General features: G+C 72.8%; 18 protein-coding genes. 12 read left to right on the top strand and 6 right to left on the bottom strand.

The window, feature by feature from the left end:
• Positions 1-4: 4 nt before the first annotated feature.
• From EES43_RS31180 to EES43_RS07030, 4 genes are all read left to right on the top strand, one after another.
• Positions 5-658, top strand: coding sequence for a flavin reductase family protein (locus EES43_RS31180; protein ID WP_124267919.1), 654 nt, complete (start codon positions 5-7; stop codon positions 656-658).
• Between the two features lie 143 nt (positions 659-801).
• Entirely contained in the window at positions 802-2,403 is a 1,602-nt protein-coding gene (locus EES43_RS07040) for an AMP-binding protein (protein ID WP_241192335.1), read from the top strand.
• Positions 2,404-2,439: 36 nt separating this feature from the next.
• A complete protein-coding gene (locus tag EES43_RS07035) occupies positions 2,440-2,850 on the top strand; it encodes a nuclear transport factor 2 family protein (RefSeq protein WP_124267917.1) in 411 nt (136 codons plus the stop codon).
• A 121-nt stretch (positions 2,851-2,971) separates the two neighbouring features.
• A complete protein-coding gene (locus EES43_RS07030; RefSeq protein ID WP_206430003.1) occupies positions 2,972-5,827 on the top strand; it encodes an AfsR/SARP family transcriptional regulator in 2,856 nt (951 codons plus the stop codon).
• A 114-nt stretch (positions 5,828-5,941) separates the two neighbouring features.
• Here EES43_RS07030 and EES43_RS07020 read toward each other — a convergent pair whose 3' ends face one another.
• Positions 5,942-6,181: a hypothetical protein gene (locus EES43_RS07020; RefSeq protein ID WP_124267915.1), complete on the bottom strand. Its 240-nt coding sequence runs from the start codon at positions 6,179-6,181 to the stop codon at positions 5,942-5,944.
• 215 nt (positions 6,182-6,396) lie between these two features.
• Between EES43_RS07020 and EES43_RS07015 the strand changes: the two genes are divergently transcribed.
• The 8 genes from EES43_RS07015 to EES43_RS06980 all read left to right on the top strand — a co-directional run bounded on the left by EES43_RS07015 (position 6,397) and on the right by EES43_RS06980 (position 15,833).
• Positions 6,397-7,314, top strand: a complete 918-nt coding sequence (locus tag EES43_RS07015; RefSeq protein ID WP_124267914.1) for a LysR family transcriptional regulator — start codon at positions 6,397-6,399, stop codon at positions 7,312-7,314.
• Between the two features lie 160 nt (positions 7,315-7,474).
• Positions 7,475-7,756 (top strand): phosphopantetheine-binding protein, encoded by a 282-nt coding sequence (locus EES43_RS07010; RefSeq protein ID WP_124267913.1) that lies wholly within the window; start codon positions 7,475-7,477, stop codon positions 7,754-7,756.
• On the top strand, positions 7,753-10,950 hold the full coding sequence (locus tag EES43_RS07005; protein WP_124267912.1) for a non-ribosomal peptide synthetase: 3,198 nt from the start codon (positions 7,753-7,755) through the stop codon (positions 10,948-10,950). The genes EES43_RS07010 and EES43_RS07005 overlap by 4 nt, the downstream gene beginning before the upstream one ends.
• 68 nt (positions 10,951-11,018) lie before the next feature.
• Positions 11,019-12,539, top strand: a complete 1,521-nt coding sequence (locus EES43_RS07000) for an amino acid adenylation domain-containing protein (protein WP_124267911.1) — start codon at positions 11,019-11,021, stop codon at positions 12,537-12,539.
• A gap of 1 nt (position 12,540) precedes the next feature.
• Positions 12,541-13,167 (top strand): 4'-phosphopantetheinyl transferase family protein, encoded by a 627-nt coding sequence (locus EES43_RS06995; protein WP_124267910.1) that lies wholly within the window; start codon positions 12,541-12,543, stop codon positions 13,165-13,167.
• 88 nt (positions 13,168-13,255) lie between these two features.
• Positions 13,256-14,023: a thioesterase II family protein gene (locus EES43_RS06990; RefSeq protein WP_124267909.1), complete on the top strand. Its 768-nt coding sequence runs from the start codon at positions 13,256-13,258 to the stop codon at positions 14,021-14,023.
• Complete coding sequence (locus tag EES43_RS06985; RefSeq protein ID WP_164493123.1) at positions 14,020-14,760, top strand: thioesterase II family protein; 741 nt, start codon at positions 14,020-14,022, stop codon at positions 14,758-14,760. The genes EES43_RS06990 and EES43_RS06985 overlap by 4 nt, the downstream gene beginning before the upstream one ends.
• 134 nt (positions 14,761-14,894) lie before the next feature.
• Positions 14,895-15,833: an alpha/beta fold hydrolase gene (locus EES43_RS06980; protein WP_124267907.1), complete on the top strand. Its 939-nt coding sequence runs from the start codon at positions 14,895-14,897 to the stop codon at positions 15,831-15,833.
• 536 nt (positions 15,834-16,369) lie between these two features.
• Here EES43_RS06980 and EES43_RS06975 read toward each other — a convergent pair.
• Genes EES43_RS06975 through EES43_RS06955 form a run of 5 tightly spaced genes read right to left on the bottom strand, consistent with a single transcriptional unit; the run spans position 16,370 to position 20,900 of the window.
• Positions 16,370-16,900, bottom strand: a complete 531-nt coding sequence (locus EES43_RS06975) for a P-loop nucleotide/nucleoside kinase family protein (protein WP_124267906.1) — start codon at positions 16,898-16,900, stop codon at positions 16,370-16,372.
• 4 nt (positions 16,901-16,904) lie between these two features.
• On the bottom strand, positions 16,905-17,816 hold the full coding sequence (locus EES43_RS06970; protein ID WP_124267905.1) for a glycosyltransferase family 2 protein: 912 nt from the start codon (positions 17,814-17,816) through the stop codon (positions 16,905-16,907).
• The gene (locus EES43_RS06965; protein WP_124267904.1) at positions 17,810-19,045 is read right to left on the bottom strand and encodes a glycosyltransferase family protein; all 1,236 of its coding nucleotides are present in this window, start codon (positions 19,043-19,045) and stop codon (positions 17,810-17,812) included. The genes EES43_RS06970 and EES43_RS06965 overlap by 7 nt, the downstream gene beginning before the upstream one ends.
• The gene (locus EES43_RS06960) at positions 19,042-19,746 is read right to left on the bottom strand and encodes a hypothetical protein (RefSeq protein ID WP_206430002.1); all 705 of its coding nucleotides are present in this window, start codon (positions 19,744-19,746) and stop codon (positions 19,042-19,044) included. Before EES43_RS06960 ends, EES43_RS06965 begins: the two co-directional genes overlap by 4 nt.
• Entirely contained in the window at positions 19,743-20,900 is a 1,158-nt protein-coding gene (locus EES43_RS06955) for a glycosyltransferase family protein (RefSeq protein WP_124267903.1), read from the bottom strand. The genes EES43_RS06960 and EES43_RS06955 overlap by 4 nt, the downstream gene beginning before the upstream one ends.
• Positions 20,901-21,021: the final 121 nt, after the last annotated feature.

Below are 21,021 nucleotides of genomic sequence, written 5' to 3'. Positions count from 1 at the left end.
ACACATGACCGTCGACATACAGACCCTGTGCGAGGGACCGGTCAGCGCGTGGCCGGCCGCCGACGGCGCGGGCCACCGGGCCGCGCCGCACGCACCCGCCCCCTACGGGGACCGCCCGGCCACCGCGCCGGGGCACGGTCCGGCCGCGGACGGGACGCCGGAGCCCGGCGTGGACCGGGCCGCCTTCCGGCAGGTGATGGCGCGCTTCCCGAGCTTCGTCACCGTGATCACCTCAGCCACGCCCGACGGCCCCTCCGGCTGCACCGCCACCGCCGTGCTGTCCCTCTCCCTGGAACCGGCGAGCGTCCTGGTCTCGCTGCGCACCGCGGGGCGGACCCTGGCGCACATCCGCGAGTCGGGCGCGTTCGCGGTCAACGTCCTCTCCTGGGAGCAGCGTTCGCTCGCCGGAGCGTTCGCGACGGGTGATCCGCGCCGCCGCTTCGACCGGGTCCGCCACTCCCGTACGCACGGCGTGCCCGTCCTGGACGGATGCGCGGCCACGGTGGTGTGCGACCTGTCGGAGTCGGTCGACCTCCTCGACCACACCCTGCTGATCGGCACGGCGCGCCACGCCTCCAGCCTGCCGCACGCGCCGATGGTGCTGCTCGACGGCGTGGCCGGCCAGGTCGCCGAACCCGTCGATCCCGCGGCCCGCTGACGGACCGCCGGGCGGCCCGCCCGCACCGCCCGCCCAGCCGTCCGCCGAGCCGCCCGCCCGGCCGTCCGCCCGACCCGCCCGAACCGCGACGCCCACCCCGCCGTCGCCCGTCCACGCTTCCGAGAGACCCGAGGAGATCCGCCGTGACCGTCGCCGCCGAACCCGCCGTCCTGCGCCCGCCCGCGCAGAGCGAGTTCCTGCACTCCTTCCTGCTCGCCGCCGCCCGGACCGCCCCGGACAGCCCGGCCGTGGTCGAGTTCATCGCCAACGGCGAGGTACGCGAGGTCAGTTACGGCCGGCTCGCGGAGCTGGCCCGGGACTACGCGGACGCGCTCGACTCCCTGGGCCTCGACATCGGCGACCGGGTCGTCCTGGAGTCCGACACCTCCGCGCAGGCCCTCGCGGTGCTGCTGGCCTGCTCCCGGCTCGGCCTGCCCTTCGTGCCGGTCAGCCCCGAGACGCCCGACGAGCGGCTGCACCGCGTCATCGAGGCCACCGGCGCGGCCCTCCACCTCCAGGCGGACGACGGGAAACGGACCGGACTCCCGCGCAGCACCGGCACCGCCCGGTTCGGCGGCGGCCGGCTCACCGCGGAGCGCCCGCCCGCCCCGCGGGTGCGCCGCCGCCGCGAGCTGTGCCCGACCGACACCGCGTACATGATCTTCACCTCCGGCACCACGGGCCGCCCCAAGGGCGTGGTGATGAGCCACCGCGCGGTCACCTCCTTCTACCGGGGCATGTGCGCCGAGGGCATCGTGGGACCCGGGGACACGGTCGCCTCCACCTCACCGCTCCAGTTCGACTTCTCGCTGCTCGACATCGGCCTCGCGCTCGGCAGCGGCGCGGCCCTGGCCCCCGTTCCGCGTACGCTGATGCGCTGGCCCACCCGCTTCCTGCGGGTCCTGGCCGACACCGGGGCCACCCAGGTCAACGGCGTCCCGTCGATCTGGCGGCAGGCCCTGCGCCACCTCCCGCACGTGCTGGAGACGCTCACCGAGGTGCGCGGGGTGCTCTTCTGCGGGGAGGCGTTCCCGCTCGCCGAACTCCGCGAGCTCCAGCGCCGCCTGCCGAGGGCGCGGCTGGTGAACTGCTACGGCGCGACCGAGTCCATGGCCTGCTCCTTCACCGACGTGCCCGACCCGCTGCCGCGGGACGTCGAACGGCTCTCCATCGGCTACGCCCACCGGGGCGCCGAGATGCTGCTGGTCGACGCGGCGGGCCGACTCGTCGACGGGCCGGGGGAGACGGGCGAGATCCACCTGCGCACCCCGGCGCTCTTCACTGGCTACTGGGACGACCCGGCGGCCTCGGCGGCGGCCCGGGTGCCCGATCCGGCCGAGCCGCGCTCGGGCCAACTGGTCCTGCGCACCGGCGACCTGGCGTACCGGGGGCCGGAGGGCGAGCTGTACTTCTGCGGGCGGGCGGACTCGCAGGTGCAGATCCGGGGCAATCGCGTGGAGCTGGGGGAGGTGGAGCGCCGGCTGCTCGAACACGAGGACGTGGCGGCCGTCGCGGTGCTGGTGCGCGAGCGGGACGGGTCCGATCCGGCGCTCGCCGCCTGCGTGGTGGCGCGGGCGGGAGCCGGCGACGTGGACGACGGGCGCCTCACCGCGTTCTGCGGACGGACGCTGCCCGCCTACATGATTCCGGCCGAGTTCCACTTCCCGGCCGAACTGCCGGTGACCGCCCACGGCAAGACCGACCGCCGGGCGCTGGCCGCCCGCTTCACCGCCGGGGACTGCTGAGTGTTACCACCGGAGGAGAAAACGGCCGGAGAGCACGTGTATCTGGCGTATGCCTATCTCAACGCCACGGAATACGATGCGTTCGGATCACTGCTGGACGAGGACGTCAGTGTGCATCTTCCCGGAGAAGAGTCCGTACGGGGCAAGGACTCGGTAATGTGGCTGGAATTTTCCCGCGACCTGGTGTATTCGCTGGAGTCCGTGTGGACCACGCCGGGAGGGGTTTTCGTCACCGGTGTCGTCCATCCACGAACGGACTCGGCCGGTGCGGTGGGTTTCGTCGATATTCTCACCTTTTCTCCCTGCGGCCTGCTCCTCACACGGAAGCGCTTCCACGCCGAGCCGCCCGGCGTGAACCACCCCTTGACAGTCGGTGAATCGTCTGGATTTCAACAGAAGTTCCGGACGCGAGTAGGCCAGCTTTTTCGGCGATGGACCCCGTGCTAGTTTGGGTGTTTCTGACGGCGATTATGTGCTCGCTGACACGGGGGGCGGAATGCAGGACAGGAAATCCGGTCCGATTTATCGGATTCTCGGACCTCTCCAAGTGACCGGGGCGGACGGCCGTGTGTGTCGCATTCCCCGTGGTCGGCAACAGGTGGTCCTGTGCGCGCTCCTGCTGGAGGCGAACCGGATCGTCAGCACCGAGAGCCTCGTCGACGCGATCTGGGGGACCGTCCCTCCGTCGACCGCCCGCACCCAGATCCAGACCTGCATCTCCGCCCTGCGGACCAATCTCGCGGCCATCAGGGAGCACACGAGCCTGATCACCCAGGAGCCCGGGTACCTCCTGCGGGTCGACGACGAGCAGTTGGACGCGAAGCTGTTCGGCGTCCTGACCCGCCGGGCCCAGACCCTGGCGGAGGCCGGCAGCCCCGCCGAGGCGGCCGACGCGCTCAGAGCCGCGGACGACCTGTGTCGCGGGCCCGCCCTCAGCGGGACCAAGAGCCTGACCCTCCAGGCCGCCGCCGCCCACCTGGACGAACGCCGGCTGGCCGGCCTGGAGGCGCACGCCGCGCTCCGGCTCCAGCTCGGCGGGCACGCGGCCCTCGTGCCCGAACTCTCCGCGCTCGTCGCCCAGCACCCGCTGCGCGAGGGGCTGCGCGGCCAGCTGATGCTCGCGCTCTACCGGTCCGGACGCCAGGCCGAGGCGCTGGAGACCTTCCGCGCCGGCCGGCTGCTGCTGGTCGAACAGCTCGGCATCGAACCCGGCGACGAACTGCGCCGGCTGGAGGCGGCCATCCTGGCCGGCGACGGCGCGCTGCACATCGCCGACCCCGCGACGCCGCCCGCACCCGCGACGCCGCCTTCGCGGGCCCCGCAGCCCGCCGCCGCCCGGCCGGAACCGGCCATCACCGCCGTCCCGTGCCAACTTCCTTCCGACATCGGCGACTTCACCGGACAGGCCGCCGTCGTCAACGCCGCCCGCACCGCACTGGTGGCCGGCGACGCGCGCGCGACGCCCGTGGTGGTCCTCACCGGGCCGCCCGGTGTCGGCAAGAGCACCGTCGCCGTGCACACCGCGCACCGACTGGCCCAGCACTTCTCCGACGGCCAGCTCTACTGCGACCTCGGCGGCACCCGCGACGAACCCGCCACCGCCCTCGACGTACTGGGCCGCTTCCTGCGCGCCCTCGGCATCCCCGGCTCGCAACTGCCCGAGAGCGTCGACGAACGGGCCTCGATGTACCGCGACCTGCTGGCCTCACGCCGCGTCCTGGTCGTGCTCGACAGCGCCGCCGACGCCCGGCAGGTGCGCCGCCTGCTGCCCGGCAGCGGCGGCTCCGCCGTGCTGGTCACCGGGCGCTCGCGGATGACCGGCCTGCCCGGCGCCCGCTTCGTCCCCGTCGGCGTCTTCGAACCCGACGAGGCGATCGCGATGCTCGCGGCCGTCGTCGGCGAGGAACGCGTGGGCGGGGAACCGGAGGCGGCGCGCGCCCTGGTCCGGCTGGTCGGGCAGATGCCGCTGGCGCTGCGGATCATCGCGGCCCGCCTCGTCGCCCGCCCGCACTGGTCCCTGGAATGGATGCTGAATCGTCTCTCCAACGAACGCCGGAGACTCGACGAACTCGCCCACGGCGAGATGGTGATCCGCTCCAGCCTCGCCCTGACCTACGACGGCCTCGGCGAGGAGGCGAGACGCTTGCTGCGGCTGCTCAGCGTGGTGGAAGGCGGTTCCATCGCGACCTGGACGGCCGCGGCGCTCCTGGACATCGATCTCTTCGCGGCGGACGACCTGCTCGAACTCCTGGTGGACGCCCAGATGCTGGAGGTCGTCGACGCCGCCGCCCGGACCGGACCGCAGTACCGCCTGCACTCCCTGGTCCAGCTCTTCGCCCGCGAGCAGCAGGAGCGGCACAGCGCCGAGGACGACACCGACGCGGCCCTGCGCAGGCTCGTCGGCGGCTGGCTGGCCCTCGTCGACGAGGCCCACCGACGGCTGTACGGGGGCGACTTCACCGTCCTGCACGGCGACGCCCCGCGCTGGCAGCCCGCCCTCGCCCAGGCCGACCGGCTGCTCGGCGACCCGCTGGCCTGGCTGGAGGAGGAGCGCGCCAACCTCTGCCGGGCCGTCGACCTGGCCGCCTCCCGGGGCCAGGCCGAGGCGTGCTGGGACCTCGCCGTCACCCTGGTGACCCTCTTCGAGTCCCGCTGCTACTACGACGAGTGGCAGCAGACCCACCAGCGCGCCCTGGACGCGGTGCGCGACGCCGGCCTGTCCCGGGGCTTCGCCGCGGTCATGTGCTCCGTGGGCTCGCTCTGCCTGGGCCGCGCCCACCTCGGAGCCGCCCGCCGGGCGCTCGAACCGGCCCTGGAGGCGTTCCTCGCCCTCGACGACACCCACGGCCTGGCCCTCACCCGGCGCAACCTCGCGCTGCTCGCCGTACGGCAGGGCGACACGGATACCGCGCGCGAGCTGCACGAACGGGCCGCCGCCGACTTCCTCGCCGTCGCCGATCACGTCGGCCGGACGAACGTCCTCGCGCACCTGGCCCGCCTCGCGCTCGGCGACGAACGCCTGGACGACGCGGAGGAGTTGCTGGGCGAGGCGCTGGAGATCTGCCGGACCACCGGCAGCCGCCGCACCGAGGGCCAGGTGCGCCTGGTGCTCAGCGACCTCATGCAGCACCGGGGGCGCTACCAGGAGGCCGAGGAACTGCTGCGCGAGGTCCTGGAGGTGGTGCGATCGCGCGGCGACATCGCCGGCGAGTCCCGCATCCTGCACCAACTGGGGCTGGTGAACGCCCGCCTCGGCCGTCCGGGCGCCGCCCAGGCGCTGCTGCGGGACGTCGTCGCCATCCGCGAGCAGATCATGGACCCGGTGGGCGCGGCCGAAGCCCGCCTGGAGCTGGCCCAGTTGGAGGCCAAGCACCGCGAGCGCCTCACCGGCTTCGAGTTCCCGCTCATCAGCGCCCTCGGCTGACGGCCCCGGACCGGACGTCCCGGAACCGGACGTCCCGGAACCGGACGACCCGGCACCGGACGACCCGGCACCGGACGACCCGAAAGGGGCTCACCGGTCCGGCCGCCGCGGGACTCAGGCCCCGCCGACCGGCCACGGGGTGTCGCCGTCGGCCAGGACGACCGTCTTCCCGCCGATCGGCCACGGGGTGTCGTCCTGGAGCGCGGAGGACTGTCCGGAGTGCGGCCACGGGGTGTCGCCGAGGACCGCCATGACCGTCCGGGCCTCCGTGTGCCCGCCGAGGGCGGCCGGGAGCGGAAGGAGGGCGCCGGCGGCGATCAGTGCGGCTGCGCTGCTGAACAGGATCTTTCGCACGTGAGTCAGTCTCCTCGGTCGGTGGGCGGAAGGTCGCTCCTCCATCTGCCGAGAACGCTAGAAGTGCCCGCTACTCATCTCCTACCGTCCGGCACCTGCCCGCCTCCCACGCGGCCCGCCCCGCCGGTTCCGCCGCAGTAGCGCGCTGGTAGCGGGGGCCCGGAGCATGAGGAGCCGAAAGGCAGTCCCACCCCCGTGCCGGAGGAGGCTGGACCGTGGACACTCCTCAACTCGACGCCTTTGTGGCCGTTGTGGAGATCGGAAGCTTCACCAGGGCCGCCGCACGCCTGAACCTGTCACAGCCGACGGTCACCACCCGGGTGAAGTCGCTGGAGCACGGACTCGGCGTGTCGCTGCTCGAACGCCTGCCCAGCGGAGTGCGACCCACTCCCGCAGGCGTCCAACTGCTCCCGTACGCAAGGGAGATCATCTCGCTGACCGCCCGCGCCCGGCAGGCGATCAGCTCGGACGGCGAGCCGCACGGCTGCGTGGAGGTCGGCACCGTCGAGAGCGTCACCAGCTACCGCCTGCTGCCCATGGTCGAGTACCTCTACCGCCGCTACCCCAAGATGCAGGTCTCCCTGCACGCCGGCGCGGACGCCGACGCCATCACGGCGGTCCGCGACGGCCGCCTCGACTGCGCGTTCGTCGTCGGATCGCCCGAGGAGCACGAGGGACTGGAGACCCAGGTCCTCTGCCCCGAGCCGCTCGTCCTGGTCGGCAGCCCCTCCCACTCCCTGGTCGGACGCGGCCAGGTCGCCGACGCGGACCTGCGCAACACGCCGATCATCCGCGCGGACAGCCGCGCCGGCTACCACAACCAGTTCGAGGAGGCGCTGGGGCCGAGAGGAGAGGCCGACCGCCCCCGCGTCTTCGAGCTGGACTCCGTCGACGCCGCCAAGCGCAGTGTCGCCCTGGGCATCGGCATGGCCCTCATGCCCCTGGTCGCCGTGGAACGCGAACTGGGCGAGGGCGCGCTCGCCGCGATCGACTGGGTGCCGCCCTTCGAGACGTTCACCCAGGTCGTACGCCGCAAGGCGAACGTCTCGCACGCCGCGCTGTCCGCGCTGGTGGCCGCGGCCCTCGACGTCGCCGCCGAACCGATGGACCCGCTCGTCCTCGCCGCGAGCTGAGGCGAGCCCGCGCGACGACCCCGGGCAGCCGTCCCGGCCCCGGCGGCCCCGCCCGGACACGAAGCCCCGGCCGCGCCCGGACACGAAGCCCCGGCCCCGCCCGGACACGAAGCCCAGCCCACGAAGCCCAGCCCACCTCCGCGCCCCAGAAAGGCCCGACATGACAGCGACTCCCGCACCCGCCCCGTCCGAGACCGCCGCCGAACCCGCCGCGGACGCCCCGGCCGCCGAGCGGGTGACCGCCGCCATCGCCCGGCGCGTGGGCACCGGCCACCCGCTCACCCCCACCACGGAGTTGGCGGCCCTCGGGATCGACTCCCTGCTGCTGCTCCGCATCCTGGGCGACCTCGCCGTCGACCCGTCCCAGGAGATCGACCCGTACCGCCTCGCCGACGTCCGTACGGTCGCCGACCTCGCCGACTTCGTGGGGGACTGGGCATGAGCGTGACGACCACCGGCCCCGAGGCGCCGGCCCGCACCGCGACCGCGCCCGACACCGACCTTCCGGTCACCGCCGCCCAGCGCAGCCTCCTCTTCATCCAGGAGGCCATGGAGCGCAAGGACCTCTACAACATCAGCTTCCGCGTCACCTTCGACGGCGTGGTCGACGAGCAGGCGCTGCGCCGCTCCCTGACCAGGCTGCTGCGGGTGCAGCCCGCGCTGCGCACCGAGTTCGCCCTGGACGGCGGCGTGCCCCGGGCCCGGATCACCGAACCCGCCGACGTCGCCCTGGAGATCAGGGACGTCACCGAGCGGGGCGCGGGCTTCGCCGGTCTCGTCGAGACGGAGAGCCGCCGGTTCGCCCAGCTCGTGGTCGACCTGCGACGGGCCCCGCTCTGCCGGTTCGCGCTCGTCCGAGGCCCGGAGCGCAGCGCGCTGCTGTGCAACATCCACCACTCGGTCAGCGACGGCGTGTCCATGACGGCGTTCCTGGACGAACTGCGCGAGGGCTACCGCACGTCCGCGCCGGGACCCGACCCCGCCCGCCGCGAACAGCAGCTCGCCGCCGAACTCGCGGCCCAGGTCCGGGCCACCGACGCCGCCCTCGCCGCCGGAGAGGTGCCCCGGCTCGCCTCGGCCGTCGCCGCCGCACCCGCCACGACGCTCTACCCGACCCCGACGCGCCCCGCCGACACCGCCTTCGCCGGCGGGGACCTCCACGTCCTGCTCACGACCGGGGAACGCCAACGCGTCGAGGCGGCGGCCCGCGAACTGGCCGTCACCCCGTTCGGCTTCCTGCTCGCCTGCTACTCCACCCTGCTGGGCCAGTACGCCGGCCAGGACACCGTCGTCGTCGGCAGCCCCTTCTCCACCCGGCGTACCATCGCCTCGCACGACCTGTGCGGCTTCTTCGTCAACACGCTGCCGCTCGTGCTGCCCGCCGCCGCGGCCACCTTCGACGAGCACTGCACCGCCGTCGCCGGCGTCGTCCGCGAGGCCATGCGCTACCAGGCGGTGCCCTTCGACGCACTGGTGGCCGAGGTCGCGCCCGAGCGCGTGACGAACCGCAACCCGCTCTTCCAGTGCATGTTCGCCATGCAGGACACCCTGCCCACCCGCATCGAACTCGCCCCCGGGCTCACGGGCACGGTGGAGTTCGTCTCGCAGGAGGCGGCCCGCTTCGACCTGTGGCTCGGCGCGACCCCCGTCGACGACGGGCTGCTCATCGAGCTGGAGTACGACACCGACCTGCTCCCCGCCCCGTACGCCGAGCGCTTCCTCGCCGAGTACCGGCAGCTCGTGCTGGCCGCCGCCGACGAGCCGCGCGCCCCGCTCGGCGAGCTGACCCGAGCGCTCGCCACCCGCCGTACGCCCGACTTCCGGCGCGGCCACGAGGCCCGCGCCGAGGCCCGGGGCGGACTCCTCGGCCTGGTGGCCGCCGCCGCCGAGCGCGACCCGGAGCACCCGGCCGTCGCCGGGCCCGACGGCACGGGCCTGACCTACCGCGAGTTGCTGGAGCGCACCCGGCGCGCGGCGGCCGGACTGAGCGAGCGGGGCGTGCGCCGCGGCCACGTCGTCGCGGTGGTGCCCGACAACCTCGCCGACACGGTCGTCTCCATGCTCGCCGTCCTGTGGTGCGGCGCGGCCTACCTGCCGATCGACACCGGACTCCCGGCCGACCGGCTGAGCTACATGCTCGACCACGCCGACTGCACCTTCATGATCGCCGCCGCGTCCGTGGTGCCCGACGAGCCCGAGCGGGCCACCGTGGCGGAGCTGGAAGCGGCCGGAGCGACCACGCGAGCGCCGGAGCCCTGCGACGGCCGCGACCCGGTCTACATCATGTTCACCTCCGGCTCCACCGGCCGGCCCAAGGGCGTCCTGATGGGACAGCCCGCGCTCACCAACCTCCTCCACTGGCAGCTCGACGAGCTGGCGATGGGACCCGCCACCCGCTTCCTCCAGTTCGCGCCGCTCGGCTTCGACGTCTCCTACCAGGAGATCTTCCCGACCCTGGCGGCGGGCGGCACGGTGTACGGGCTGGGCTCCACCGACCGCCGCGACCTCGAAGAGGTGGCCGCGCTGGTCGACCGCGAGCGGCTGACCCACGTCTACCTCCCGGTGGCCGTCCTCGGCGCGTTCGCCGCCGCCGCCGACGAGGCCGGACACACCCTGGCCACCGTCTCCTTCCTCTGCGTGTCGGGTGAACAGCTCCACCTGGACAGCCGCTCGCGCCGACTCCTGGACACCCACGACGGGCTGACGCTGGTCAACCTGTACGGGCCCACCGAGACGCACGCGGTGACCTGGCACGTCCTGCCGGGCGGGCCCGCCGAACGCCCGTCCCACGTGCCGATCGGCCGCACCCTGCCCGGAGTCGACACCTACCTCCTCGGCCCCGACGGCCACGAGGCGCCGCCCGGAGCGGTCGGCGAACTGCACTTCGGCGGCATCTGCCCCGCCCAGGAGTACGTCAACAGCCCCGAGCGCACCGAGGCCGCCTTCCTGCCCGCACCGGGCGGCGCGGGCCGCATGTACCGCACCGGCGACCTGGCCCTGCGCGCCGAGGACGGCACCCTGCTGTTCCTGGGCCGCCGGGACTCCCAGGTCAAGCTGCGCGGGCACCGCGTCGAACTGGGCGAACTGGAGACGGCCGCAGAGCGGCTGCCCGCGGTCAGGGCCGCCGCCGCGGCCGTGCACGGCACCGGAGAGCAGGCCGCCCTCTGCCTCTTCGTCCTGCCCGCCACCGGCGAACCGCTCGACGTGCCCGCTCTGCGCGGCGCGCTCCAGCAGGACCTGCCCACGTACATGATCCCCCGGCACGTCCTGCACATCGACGCGATGCCCCTGACGGCCAACGGCAAGATCGACCGCGTCGCCCTGCTCCGCCGCTTCGAGGCCGGCGAACTCGACACCGCCGAGGAGCGGCCGGCCACCGGCGACTGGACGCCGAGCCCGGCCGAGGCGACGGTCCGCGACCTGTGGACGAAGATCCTCGACAACGAACCCACCCGCCCCGACGACTCGTTCTTCGTGCTCGGCGGCAACTCCTTCGACGTCATGCGCCTGTTGGGCGCGACGGCCGAGGCCACCGGCGTCCGCGTCCCGGTGGCGGACTTCTTCCGCTCGCCCACCGTCCGCGCCCTGGCCGCCCACCTCGACGCCGCTCCACCGTCCCCCGCCGCCCCGCACTGACACCGCCCTCCCCGTCACCCCCTCCGATCCCGCCCTCCGTTCGACCGACCCCGACCACGGAGACGTACATGACCACCGTCATCGACCTCATCGAGGCGAACGTCCTTCGCCACCCCGACAAGAACGCGCTGCTCTGCGGCCAGGACCGCGTGACCTACCGGCAACTGTGGGACGGCGCCCACGCGGTGGCCGAGCGGCTGCTCGCCCTCGGCTGCGAGCGCGGCGACACCGTCGTCCTGGCCGGACCGGGCAACGCGGAGTTCGTGACCGCCGCACTCGGCGCCTGGCTGACCGGCGTCGCCTGGGTGCCCATGGACCCCCAACTGCCCGCCGAACGCGTCCGCTACATCCTCGACGACACCGACGCCCGCCTCGTCCTGCACACCGCGGACAACGGCCCCGAACCCGGCCTGCCCGTCGAACGGATCAGGCCGGCCACCGCCCCCGCCGACCCCGCACCCGCCGCCCGCCTCGCACCGCACCGCGCGACCGGGGACGACACCGCCTACCTCATCTACACCTCCGGCTCCACCGGCCGCCCCAAGGGCGTGCAGGTCGGCCACCACGGACTCGCCGTACACCTGCGGGGCGCCTGCGAGGCGTACGGACTCACCGAGCGGGACGTGCTGCTCTCGTTCTCCTCGGCGAGCTTCGACGCGGCCGTGGAGGAGATCTGGGCGCCGCTGACCCGCGGAGCCACCGTGCTGCTGCGCGGCCCGTCCCTCTGGACCGGCCAGCAGCTCTTCGCCCGGGTGCGGACCCACCAGGTCACCTACATCTCCTGCACCACCGCCTACTTCGAGGCGTTCTTCGGCGAGGAGCTGACGGACGACGACCGCGACGCGCTCGGCTCGCTGCGCGGGATCATCTTCGGCGGCGAGGCGGTGCACCCCGGCGTCGTACGCCGCTGGGCCAACGGCCCGCTCGCCTCGATCCCGCTCTGCAACACCTACGGACCGACCGAGGCGATCGTCACGGCCACGCTCTACTGGATCGCACCCGGCTGGAACGGCGCCCGCGTCCCGATCGGCCACGGCATGCCCGGACACACCACCGTGGTCCTGGACGCCGAGGGCCGCGAGGCCGCCGACGGCGAGAGCGGCGAGCTCCACCTCGGCGGGCCGTGCGTCGCCACCGGCTACCTCGGCCGCCCCGACCTCACCGGACAGCGCTTCGTCGAACTGCCCGGCCGCGACGGCGTCCACTACCGCACGGGCGACCTCGTCGCCGTCGAGGACGGCGAGCTGGTGTTCCTGGGCCGCGCCGACCGGCAGGTCAAGATCCGCGGTTTCCGCATCGAACTGGAGGAGGTCGAGATCGCGCTCCGGGACCTCGAAGAGGTCCGCACCGCCGTCGTCGGCGTCGAGGAGCGCCCCGGCGGCGGCGAACAGCTCGTCGCCCACGTCGTCCCCCAGAACCCGGCCGACCGCGAGGACCCCGACGCCTTCCGCACCGCCCTGCGCACCGCCCTCGGCACGACGCTGCCCGCCTACATGGTGCCCGCCGAGATCAGGACGCACGAGCGGATGCCGCTCGGCGTCACCGGCAAGGTCGACCGGGCCAAGGTCCTCGCGGGCGCGGGCGAGTGACATGCCGCTGAGCCTGGCCCCGGCGCCCGGCGTCTGGGTGCTCCTGTCGAGCACCCGCGACCCCGCCGCCGGCCGGCTCACCGCACAGGACCGGGCCCACGCACGCCGGTTGACCGGGCCGGCCCGGCGGAGGGCGCACCTGGCCGGCCGGCGCACGCTGCGCGCCCTGCTGGCCGAGCGCTTCCCCGAGGCCGCCGCCGCAACCGTCGGATACGGGCCCACCGGCCGCCCCGTACTGCCGGACCTGCCCCGCGTCGGCGTCAGTGTCAGCCACAGCGGCACGGCGGTCGCCGTCTGCGCCGCGTACGACCGCGAGGTCGGCGTCGACGTGCAGCAGCCGCCGCAGGAGGTCGCCGCCTCCCTCCTGCGGTGGTGCGCGCCGCACCACCGCACGACCCTCCTGGCGCTGCCCGAGCACGCGCGGGCGACGGAGTTCGCCTGGCTGTGGACGGTGAAGGAGGCCCTCGGCAAGGCCGCCGGGACCGGCGTGGCCGGAGCGGCCTTCCACGCCGAACCCGCACCCGGCGACACACACGGCGCCTGGGACGGCCTGAACTGGACCAGCCTGCGCAACTCCTCACCACTTCCGCTGAGTTGCGCGTACGGCCCGATCAGGGAACCGACCTGAGACCGAGGGAAGAACACCCGCCGAGGCACGCCGTCCCGCTCCCCGCCCACGGCTCCGAGGAACCGTACTCCCCGAAAGGAAAGACCAGTTGACCGCCGACCAGGAGTGGCTGCACCCCTTCGCCACCGCCGCCCGCCCGCCCGGAGCCGAACCCCGGGCCCGCCTCGTCTGCCTGCCGCACGCCGGCGGCTCGCCGTCCTTCTTCCGCGACTGGCCGCGCCACCTGGACCCGGCCATCGAACTGAGCGCCGTCTGCTACCCGGGCCGCCAGACCCGCTTCGCGGAGCCCGTCATCACCGACCCGCACGTCATGGCCCGCCGGATCGCCGCCGTGCTGGCCGCCGCGGGCGACCTCCCGCTGTGGTTGTTCGGCCACAGCATGGGCGCGCTCCTCGCCTACGAGACGGCCCTCGCCCTGCGCGAGGAGCACGGCCGCCCCGTGGCCGGCCTGGTGGTGTCCGGGGCCGTCCCGCCGCACCGCAACGAGTCCCGCGGCATCCACGCACGGGGCGACGATGCGATCGTCGAGGACGTCCTGGACATGGGCGCCGCGGAGAGCGAACTGCTCGCCGACCCGGAATTCCGCGCCTTCCTGCTGCCCGCCTTCCGCGCCGACTACGAACTGATCGAGAGCTACCGCCCGACACCCGGCGCCGCCCCGCTCGACGCACCGCTGACGGCCTGCTTCGGCGCCGAGGACGAGGACGCGCGACGCTGGGCCGACGAATGGCGCGCGTACGGCGCGGGCCCCACCGCCGTGGTCCCGTACCCGGGCGACCACTTCTACCTCCAGGACGCCGCACCGGAGCTGGTCCCGGACCTGTCCCGGCGCGTCCTCGCGGCCCGTCGGGCATGAAGCCCACGGCGACGGCCCGCCCCTGGCTGCTCACCCCGCCCGGCTCCACGGGCACGCTGGACCTGTACTGCTTCCCGCACGCCGGAGGGAACCCGGCCGAGTACGCGCGCTGGGCCGACGCCCTGCCCGGCGTCGCCCTGCACACGGTCCAGCTGCCCGGCCGCGGCGGACGCCACCGCGAGCCCTACGCCGGGAGCATGCCCGAACTGGTCGCGGGCTTCCTGGCCGACGTACCCCTGGGCGAGGGCCCGTTCGCGTTCTTCGGGCACAGCCTGGGGGCCCTGGTGGCGTACGAGATCACCAGGGCCCTGCACATCCAGGACCGCCCGCTGCCCCGCCGGCTGATCGCCTCCGCCTTCCCGGCCCCGCACCTGCCGCGCCCCGGCCCGCCCCTGCACACCCTGCCCGACGACGCGTTCCTCGAAGCGGTCTCGGCCCGGCACGGCGGCATCCCCGAACCGGTCCTCGCCTCCCGCCACCTGCGCGCGATGATCACCGGTCCGCTCCGCGCGGACCTGCGCCTGGCCGAAACCCACTACCACCGGCCGGGCCCACCGCTGCCCGTCCCCCTCACGGTCTTCACCGGAACCACCGACCCGATGTCCGCCACCGCCCCCACCGCCTGGCAGCCGCACACCGCCCTGCCGCTCACGGTGCGGACCTTCCCCGGCGGCCATTTCCCCTTCCGCGACGACGAACCCCGATTCCTGAGGGCCCTGAGCGAAACGCTGGCCTGAGGGCTGCCCGACACGCGCACCGACCGACCGCTGGGCCACCGGAGGCGGGTGGACACGCAGGGAAGGCGAGACGCCGGGGCGACGCCGGAAAAAAGCAGGCGCGCGCCTCCCCGCAAGTCCCTAGGATCACAAGAATGTCCAGCACTGAACAGCCCTCCATCGAGCCGCCGACGCCCTGGGGTCTGCGGGGTCCGCACCACGAGATCGCGTGTTGGTCCGCCGGCGACCCGGCGGGGCCGGCGGTGGTCCTGCTCATGGGGAACACGATGCCCGGGTCGTTCTGGCCCGCCGACTTCCGCGCCCGACTCGTCGCGAGCGGACTGCACACCACGCACTTCGACTACCGCGACATCGGCGCCTCGACCCACGGCGTCTTCACCGAGCACCCCTACGACCTGCTCGACCTCACCGACGACGTCATCGCCCTGGCCGATGCGCTCGGGCGGGAGCGGGTCCACCTGGTCGGCCTCTCCATGGGCGGCTTCATCGGACTGCTCGCCGCGCTGCGCCACCCCGACCGCGTGGCCGGGCTGACCACGATGATGTCGACGGGCGACTACACCGTACTGCTCGACGCCACGCTGCACGGCCGCGAGCCCCGCCACACGACTCCACCGCCCCCGCGCGAGGACTGGGCCCGAGCCGTGGCCGGGATCCCGACCGACCAGCCGTACGCGGAACTGCTGGCCGAATCCTTCGCGCTGGCCTGCGGGAGCCGAGGCGACACGGACCGGTCGTACTGGCGGGAGCAGCTCACGGCGAACGCGCCGGACCCCGCCCGCACCATGGCGTTCGACCACAAACAGGCCGCGGACCGAACCTCCGAGAACTGGCTGAACCTGCTGCCGTCCCTCACCCGGGTCGAAGCCCCGACCCTCGTCGTCCAGGGCGAGGACGACCCCATCTTCCCTCCGCCCAACGGACGCCTGATCGCGGACGCCGTACCGGGCGCGCACCTGCTGACCGTGCCCGGCATGGGCCACATGCTGGAGCCCGCCTTCCACGACCGACTGGCGACCGCCATCGCCACGCACATCCAGGAGGCGGAGGACAAGCACCCGGGACACACCTGAGCGCGAGCTCGTCGACCGCGTCGACGTGATCGGGCTCCGCTACTGAGAACACCTCGGAGCCACGAGGCGACAAGGCGGCTGGTGAAGCCGTCGCGGATGGGGGGCGTATGCAGGCATGCACGTCCTCCGGGACTATCTGCTCGATGGCGAATCCGAGCTTCGGATCGAGGACGTGCAGCCCATCATCCCGGGTCGCCGCGTCGGAGAGCAGGATGTGGCCATGGGCGGTGTCCAGTCGCACGCGTTGCGTCGGTGAGTCGGGCACCCGCGCCCGCGGCCGCCGAGTGGCGGAGCCAAGACGTCAACGCGTGGGAGCGGTTGTGCGAGCAGGCGTACCACCGCACAGCCGAACAAGCCTGCAAGCAACATGCACGCGAAGCAGCACGAGTGCCAAGCCCATCGGTTCCGCACTTCAGCCTGCGCCCACAGCAGTGTGTGAGCGGAGCGCTGATCACAGCCCGCCGCCGGCGTGGGCGGGGCAAGCGTGGGCCGGATCTGTCAGTGCTCGGTGATGACGAGCACTGAGTGGGACTACTTCAGACCTGTCTGTGCCTGACCGTGAACAGTGCCCCCACGAGCGCGTCCAGGTCCCGGGTGTAGACCATGACTGCTTCGTCGTCGGCCGGGCGGTCGAATCGGGCGAAGAAGTCGTCGAGGGCTTCGGGGGTGACGGTGAGGGCGTTGGCGTCCTCACGCTGGTTGCGCTCGGCAAGGCGTCCAAGCAGCTCTTCCCGCCCGACAGGGAGATAGACCACGACCGGGTGGCCGCCTGCATCGCGGGCGACCTGCCGCCAGGCGTCGCGCTCGGCGCGCCGCCATAGCCCGTGGTCCAGGACGACGTCGTTCCCGGCCTCCAGCTCCTTGAAGAACCGCTGCCGGATTGCCTCGACCACGGGTCGTTCGCGCTCGAAGTAGGTGTGCTCGGGGTAGTCCACCCCGTATCGGCCGTGGAGGCGGTGTACCTCCTCGTCGACGGACAGGCGTGTGTAGCCGTGGCCGGCCAGGGCTTGGGCGACTGTGGTCTTCCCGGAGCCGGTGATGCCGGCCAGGAGAACGGCGAGGGGCACGCGGTCATCCCTTCCGCGAGGAGCTGTGCCTGGGCGCCTTCATTGTCTCCCATCCTGGTCGGCGCGCGGTGTGCGGTTGCCAGGTCGTGACGATGCGGCGGGCCTCGCTGGGCCAGGTGAACGGAATGCGGTCCAGGCTCACCCGGCGGAAGGCGAACTGCGGGTCGCTGATGTTGATCTTGGCCCCGTGCTGGTCGACGTGCGACAGAAGTCGGCTCGCCTCGTCGCGTACGGCTGGGGTCTGTTCCTGCCATGTGCCGGTCGAGAAGTGCTGGATCCGGCGGCGGAGGTCGTCGAGAACGCCCGAACGCCACTTGAAGTGGTGAACCGCGCAGATGCGGTCGGCATCCGGATGCTGTCCGGGGGCCCGGTGGTTACCGCCCGAAACGGTGACATCGTGGCGGGCGAGAACGATCTTCCTAGGGTCCCCGTGCAGGAGCCGGTGGGTGAGGTGCCCGCCGAGGGGATAGGCGAGATCCAGTCCGCCTCCGGGCCTCCAGCCGGTCAGGTGCCCGCTCGCGGCGATCCGGTCGAGCATCAGGCCGCCCACCACGCGGTGCCCCGAGTCTTCTGCCTGGGCGATCACCTCTCTCAGCGGGGCGGGGTACTGCTGGAACTCGTCGGCGTCGGCGAGCAGATGCCAGCCCTGGCCGGCCCGGTGCCGCAGGGCGTCCCTGAGCTGGGTGTTGGTGTGCTCGTGCCACGGGCCGTTGCTGATGCCGGTGGGGATGATGCCCAGTTCGTGGCTGGCGGCCTGGAGTTCGTGCCGCTGCTGGTCGGGCACGTGCTCGGGGAAGTGGAAGGCGATCAGGAACCGCTCGACGCCCAGCCACCGGTAGTGGCGGACCCAGCTGGCCAGCAGCGGTGGTTCGACCGGGCCGACGACGGCGATCAGCGGGGGAGGGGTGCTCAGCATCGGGACTCCTTCGTACACAGTGAGGCGAAGGCGCGGGTGAGGAAGTTGGCCTGCCCGGCCGCCGACCACATCCCCAACAGTTGGGGCGCCTCGGGGCCGGGCCGCTCAGGCGGCTGACGGATGATGCTGTGCAGGGCCTCGACGAGGGCGTCCGGCGCGCTGGCGGCGAAGGGCAGGACCCAGGGCCGTCCACGCAGGCGGGCGGTGAGACCGGGGTCGTGGTCGGAGACGACCAGGGGGACGCCGAGGCGGGCGGCGTCCATCACGAGCCCGGACTCCTTGCCGACGCCGGGGCGGCGGGTGACCAGGGCAGCGTCGGCGGCGGCGTATACCAGCCGCAGCACCGATTCGCTCACTGGTCCGGGCACCGTGTGGAGGCGGACGTTCGGCAGGTCACGCCATCGGGCGAGCACGGCTTCGTCGAGAGGTATGCCGGTGACCACCAGGTGCAGCGGATCCTTCAGCAGGGGCAGAGCGGCGTCAATGACACCGATGTCCTTGTAGGGCCACCAGCCGCCGACCAGGCACACCGCGGCTTCACCGATGGGGATGTCGAAGGCGGTACGGCCGCCGTCGCGTTCGGCGTCGGTGAGGCGGCGACCATCATCGACAGCGAAGGCCCGCACCACCGAGGGCAGGTCCGGGAAGGCTGCCGTGAGCTGATCGCCTACAGCCAGGGTCGGGCACACTGCCAGAACCTGCCTTTCGCCCCGGCGGGCGAGCCGGCCGAGGAACCGCACAGCGGCGTCCTCGGCAGTGACTTGTTCGTGGACGAACCGCAGGTGCGGCAGCCCGCCTAGGAGAGCAGCGGCCCCGTGCAGGGCTTCGCTCGCGCTCAGGATCACCACCGCCTCAGCGCCGGGCTCCAGTCGGCGGGCGGTCCTCAGGGCCGATGCCTCCGCAAAGCACCGGGCGATGAGGGTGATCTGGTGCGGAAGCCGCCGCAGGAAGCGCGGCCGGCGGCGCGAGCGGAAAACCTGCAGTCCAGCCTTGGAGAGCCCGGCCGCAAGGCGGGAGGCGGCCAGCAGCACGGCCGCGGGGTGCCCGGCCGGTCCGGTCATCCGGCGAGCCTTGGCCTCGCGCAGGGCCGCCACCGCCTCGCGGGCGATCCCGTGCGGGGCGATCACGAGGCTGCCGGGCCGGGCCCGGGCGAGGGCCACCAGCGTGCGCTGGTGGTGCCCGCCCCGACGGCCGGCGTACGGCTCGATCAGCACCAGGGGGGCGGTCACCCGGCCACCGCCGGGTCCCCGTGGGCGGCAGTGAACCTCTCCCGCAGCCACGTGGGGTCGTTGAGGTGGTCGAACTGTCCGGAGGCGCGAGGGAACTCTTTGGCGAAGGCGACCCCTTCGCGGGCCCCCGCGGCGGCGTACGGGGCGAACTCGGCGTTGCGGCTCATGGTCCATGCCTCCACTCGCTGGCGGGAATCGTCGTCGGCCATGCCGTACTCGCTGCCGCGGGCGAGCATCGCGCACTCGCGGAAACCGGCCTTCCACGCGTGGAAGGGGCTTTGGTTGAACCTCGTGATCCCGGCGGTCTGCTGGGCGAATTCGATCCGTCCAGGCAGGGCAGCGAGCACGTCTACGGCGTTGCCCATCTCACGCAGAGCACTGCGGCGAATGAGCTTGAGCCCGCCGTATCCGTAAGCCAGGCCGTTGACCGGGTTGATCGCCCGCCACACCCGCATGGAGACCGCCTCGTCCAATGGTTCGATCGCAGCCACATCGAAGTCGGCAGCAATGGAAAAATCCCCGTCGGCGAGGAGGAACTGCTCGCGGTCCACGACCTCGGCAGACAGCCGGTAGGCCCTGCGCATCCCCTGCACTCCGTGCAGGCGCTTGACCGAACTCCCGAGGGTCCGTTGCAGCCGCGAGTGCAGAGCGTCGGCCATCGGCTCGTCGTACGACAGGAGAACGGCGTCGAAGTTCGTCACGACAGGGCCTCCAAGTAGCGTGCGGCGACCCGTACAGGCGTGAAGTCGACGGTGGAGGCATACGCACGCTTGGCGTGTGCCGCGTGGAACCCGTCGTCAGTGGCGAGGCGTTCGGCGAGTCCGACGGCTTCAGTCGTGGTGGTGAAGCACAGCTCGGGATCGATGTGCTCGGCGAGCCAGCCCAGCCGGGGCGCGATGACCGGCAAACCCATGCCCTGGCAGTCGATCACGCTCATCGACCAAGGGCAGCCGGGGCGGAAGGGGGCGATGCCGAAGCGCGCGCCGGCCAGGAGGTTCCTGTAGCGGAGACGGTCACCTCGGTCGGACACGAGCTGCACGCGCGGCAGGGCCGCGAGCTGGTCGCGCATCCGTTCAGGGCTGTCGTCCAGGATCTTCCGTTCCGCGCGGCGTGGACCGAAGAGATCCATGACCCGCAGCCGGACCGTCCCGGAAGCGGCGAGGTGCCGTGCGAGATCCACGAACTGCTCCGTGCCGTAGTGCGCGTACAGCCGGTGGTTGTAGACGCCGATCGAACCAGCCCTGTCCTTGGGCTTGGCATGGTCGGGGTCCCGAACGAGGCGTTCGTCACGGGGAGCCGGTACGACCCGTACCTTGTCGTCGAGATCCACCGTCATCCGAGCGGCGGCGGCAGACACCCAGCACGCTGCCAGGCCGGAGTGGACCATCACCCGGTCGCAAGCGGCCAACCCGGCGGCGAAGGCCAGAAGCACCGGCTTGCCCAGTCCGGCGTCGTTCATGGAGGGGTCGAGCAGGAGCTGCCCCTCGGCTGTGAACGAGAACGGAAGGTAGTGGCAATAGCCGACCAGCAGCGCGCTCGATCCGGCCTCCAACAAGGCGATACGTAGCGCGGAAGCTTCCTCGATCTGGTTGGCCACCACCACATCCGGCCGCTCGTCCCGGATCATTTCCACCAACTCGTCGAGGTCGGAGGAGAACCGTGCCCGATACTTCGTTTCCGGCACCCCGGTCAGGTAGAAGCCGCAACGTTCGTCTCCGACCGCTGCCGGTGCGGCTACGGTCACGCTGGCTCCGGCGTCCACCAGGGCCGGAGCGAGCAGGTCCGCGAAGATCCATCCCGAATCAGCCGACAGGCGGTCAGGGTTGGAGATATTGAGCAGATACAAGATGTGCATCGAGTTTCGCCTTTCTCAGTTGCCCGGACAGGTCGATCCGGGGTGATGAGGGAAGGAAACCCGTGGCGCAAGCCGTGACGGGATGATGAACTGGGATCACTCACGGTTCATTCATGCTCAC

The sequence above is a fragment of the Streptomyces sp. ADI96-02 genome (assembly GCF_003846185.1).
Lineage (GTDB): Bacteria > Actinomycetota > Actinomycetes > Streptomycetales > Streptomycetaceae > Streptomyces.
This window is presented reverse-complemented; position numbering and strand designations above follow the sequence as displayed.